Genomic DNA, 3,754 nt, shown 5'->3' with positions numbered 1-3,754 from the left:
CCTGGTACTCCTTGACGACGGCGTACTGGGCGAGCCCGCCCGTCTCGGCGCTGAGGCCGGTGCAGGCGAACACCAGGCACAGGTGGCCCTGGCCGCGTCGGCAGAAGTAGCAGCGACCGCAGACGATCGCCGGCATGATCGCGACCCGGTCTCCGACCGCCACGTCACGCACGTCGGAGCCGAGCTCGACCACGGTCGCCGAGAACTCGTGCCCCAGCGTCTGGGGCAGGGTCACCCCGGTCAGCGGGTGGGGGGTCGTCGGGGTGACGATCGGCCCGACGGCGTACTCGTGCAGGTCGGTGCCGCAGATGCCGCACCAGTGCACCTCGACCAGGATGTCGTCGGGTGCCGAGGGGGTCGGGGTGGGAACGTCCTCGATGCGGATGTCGTGCTGTCCGTGGAAGCGGGCCGCGAGCATGGGAGTCCTTTCTGGGGCCGTCAGGCGGGCGAGTGTGAGCCGCGGACGCGGCTGTAGAGGATGGCGGCGATGACGATCAGTCCGCCCTGGAAGAGGTACTGCCACGTCTGGCTGAGTCCCAAGAAGGTCGTGGCGTTGAGGAGCTGGACGATGAGCCCGGCGCCGAGGAGGGTGCCCACGAAGGTGCCGCGACCGCCCAGCAGGCTGGTGCCGCCCAGCACGACGGCGGTGATGCTGCTGAGCGTGTAGGAGACGCCCTGAGCAGGGTCGCCGATGCCGAGCTGCGCCAGCAGGACGAGGGAGCCGAGGAAGGTGAAGAGCGACGTGATGACGTAGCCCCCGACCACCGTGCGGCCCACCCCCACGCCGAGCTTGCGGGCCGAGTCCTCGTGCGAGCCGACGGCACGGATCCTCAGTCCCCACTCGGTCCTGCGCAGCGCCCACTCCATGGCCGCGACGGCCACCACCAGGGCCAGGAAGGCGAGCGGCACCGGGCCGACCTTGCGCATCACGAAACCGGTCACGTCCGCGGAGATGACCCCCTCGGGAGCGTCGCGGAGCAGGAAGCTGAAGCCCTGGAGGGCGATGTACGTCGTCAGGGTCGCGGCCACCGGGGTGAAGTTGCCGAGCCGGATCAGGGTGCCGTTGACCAGGCCCGTCGCCACGGCGGCTCCGATCATCAGCCCGAAGCCGAGCAGCATCGTCGTCACCGCGGCTCCGTCGTTGACGAAGAAGGAGGCGACCACGACGAGGAACCCCGCCAGCGGGCCCACCGAGAGGTCGATGCCCCCGGTCAGCAGGGCGACGTTCTGGCCGACGGCGATGAAGCCCAGTGCCGCGACCAACCTCATGATCGAGGTGATGTTGAAGGCCGAGAGGTAGAGCGTGTTCTGGCTGTAGACGTAGGCCCCGAGACCGAGCATCACCGCCGCGAGGATGGCCACGGGGGCGTAGTCGCCGGCGAGGAACCGGCGCAGGGCGGGGCGGCTGGCGTCCCGCCGCTGAGGGGTCGCCTGCCTCGTGTGCTGGGTGGACGCCACCGCGGCACGGATCATCCGCTCCTCGGTGACGTCGGGCCCGGTCAGGTCTGCCACCACGTGGCCACGCGACATGACCAGCACCCGGTCGCAGAGTCCCTCGAGCTCCTTGGCGTCCGAGGAGGCGACGATGACGGGGATCCCCTCGTCCGCGACCTCGCGCAGGATCCGGTAGATCTCCGCCCGGGCGCCGACGTCCACGCCCTGGGTGGGCTCGTCGGCGAGCAGGATCGCCGGCCGGGCGAGCAGGGTGCGCGCGAGCACCACCTTCTGCTGGTTGCCGCCAGACAACGCCGCGACGACCGCCTCCATGGAGGGGGCACGCACGTCCAGATCGCCGAGCTCGCGGCCCACGAGCTCGAGCTCGCGCGACCGGCTGAGGAAGGGACCGCGAGTCATCCGCTCCAGCCCGTTGAGCGCAGCGTTCTCACGCACCGACAGGGTCATCATCAGGCCGTCGTGGTGCCGGTCCGCGGGCATGTAGCCCGACACCTTGCGCAGCTGGCGCTGGCTGCGCCGTCTCGACGAGACGGAGACATCGCCGTCGAAGGCGGCGAGACCCGCGAGGGCGCGGAGCAGGTCGCTCTGGCCGTTTCCGACGACCCCGCTGACGCCGATGATCTCACCGCGGCGCCCGGTGATCGAGACGTCGGAGAAGCCTTCGCCCGAGAGCCCGGCGACCTCGAGCACGGTGTCGCCGAACGCGTCGTCAGCCGGCTTCGGCGGGAACGTGGCGTCCAGCTGCCGCCCGACGATGAGCGCCAGGAGCTCGTCGTCGGTGACGGCGTCCACCAGGGTGCTTCCGCGCAGCCGACCGTCACGGAGCACGGTCACTCGCTGGGCGAGCATCCGGACCTCGGCGAGCCGGTGGGTGATGTAGATGACGGCCGTGCCCGCCTCCGCGAGGGCCCGGACCCGGTCGAAGAGCAGGTCGACCGAGTCGGGACCGAGCGGGGCGGTCGGCTCGTCCAGGATGAGCATGCGCGGACGGACCGCGAAGGCCTTCGCCAGCTCGAGGAGGTGCTTCTGGGCCACCGAGAGGTGGTCGACCCGCTCCTCGAGGTGCACCCCCAGGTCGATGTCGTCCAGCACCGCGCGCATCCCGTCGCGCTCGGACCGGCCTCCCGACGTGAGCACGTCCGACGGGAGGGCCAGCCTCAGGTTCTCCGCCACCGTGAGGTCGGGGAGCACGGCCGGGTGCTGGTGCACGATCGCGATCCCGGACCTCGTGGCGGCCGCGGGCGTCAGCGAGGCGTGCTGCTCGCCGTCGATCGTCAGGACGCCGCCGTCGGGCTCGATGGTCCCTGAGGCGACACCCATCAGCGTCGACTTGCCGGCACCGTTCTCCCCCAGCAGCGCGTGCACCTCGCCCGGCAGCACCTCGAGGGAGACGTCGGTCAGCGCGGCGACACCGGCATAGCTCTTGGACACGCCGGACAGCAGCATCGTCGGCGGTCGCACGGCCACAGCGGTCGTCTCGGTCATGTCGTCGTCCTCCACGGGGTCGGGGTCCCTCCGGTCTGGGTAGCCGGGCCGGCCGGGTGGCAGGGCACCCGACCGGCCGCGGCGGTCACTTGAGCAGCGCAGCCTGGTCCTCGGGCGACATCTCCGCGGAGAGGTAGATGTCACCGGGCRGGTCGGACTTGCACTCCACCGGGTTGGGGTCACCGGTCACGGAGTTCTCGAAGACGGCGTGCTGGTGGGTGTCCTCGGTCGGCAGCTCGCCGCCCGTGGCCTCGGCGATGGCGTACTGCATGGCCAGGCGGACGTGGTCGTTGCCCGTGGCGATGGAGAACATCTTGAAGTCGGGGTTGTCCTTCTCGTTGTCCTTCCAGAAGCAGCCCAGGACGTTGCCGTCGGAGGTCGCGAGCGCCGGGATCGAGCGTCCGGCCTTCGTGAACTCCGGCAGCGCGCCGACGAGGGACGGCCCGAAGTCGCTGACGATCACATCGATCTTGTCGTACTTGGAGATCGCCGCCGTGAGCACCTTCTGGCTCAGCGCCGGGTCCCAGTTGGTGACCTCGAAGGGCTGCTCACCGATCATCGTGTACTTCTCCGGGTCGAGGGTGTTTGCCAGCCCCTCGGCCTCGCCGAGGCCCTGGCTGTTGCCCTTCGGCCCGCTCAGGAACAAGACGTTGCCGCCGTCGGGGAGGATCTCCTTGATCCAGTTGCCCCAGTTGACGCCGTCGTTGACCGAGTCCAGCGCGATGTACTTCGTGTAGTCGACGCCGTCCTCGCCCCCGGGGTCGACGCGGTAGGGCACCGTGACGACGCCGGCCTGGAACGACGTGCGCAGGGC

The 3,754-nt window shown here is 70.5% G+C and carries 3 protein-coding genes; all 3 read right to left on the bottom strand.

Annotated elements, in window-relative coordinates:
- The coding region (locus ACXJKL_RS16765; protein ID WP_457208157.1) for an alcohol dehydrogenase catalytic domain-containing protein at positions 1–418 on the bottom strand (418 nt) is incomplete at its 3' end.
- 20 nt (positions 419–438) lie between these two features.
- On the bottom strand, positions 439–2,940 hold the full coding sequence (locus ACXJKL_RS16760) for an ATP-binding cassette domain-containing protein (protein WP_457208156.1): 2,502 nt from the start codon (positions 2,938–2,940) through the stop codon (positions 439–441).
- 85 nt (positions 2,941–3,025) lie between these two features.
- A partial coding sequence (locus tag ACXJKL_RS16755; RefSeq protein ID WP_457208155.1) for a substrate-binding domain-containing protein occupies positions 3,026–3,754 on the bottom strand: 729 nt, incomplete at its 5' end.

Source organism: Nocardioides sp. P5_C9_2 (genome assembly GCF_054049555.1).
The sequence above is the reverse complement of the archived record's forward strand: the minus strand, read 5'-3'. Positions and strand labels throughout refer to the sequence as shown.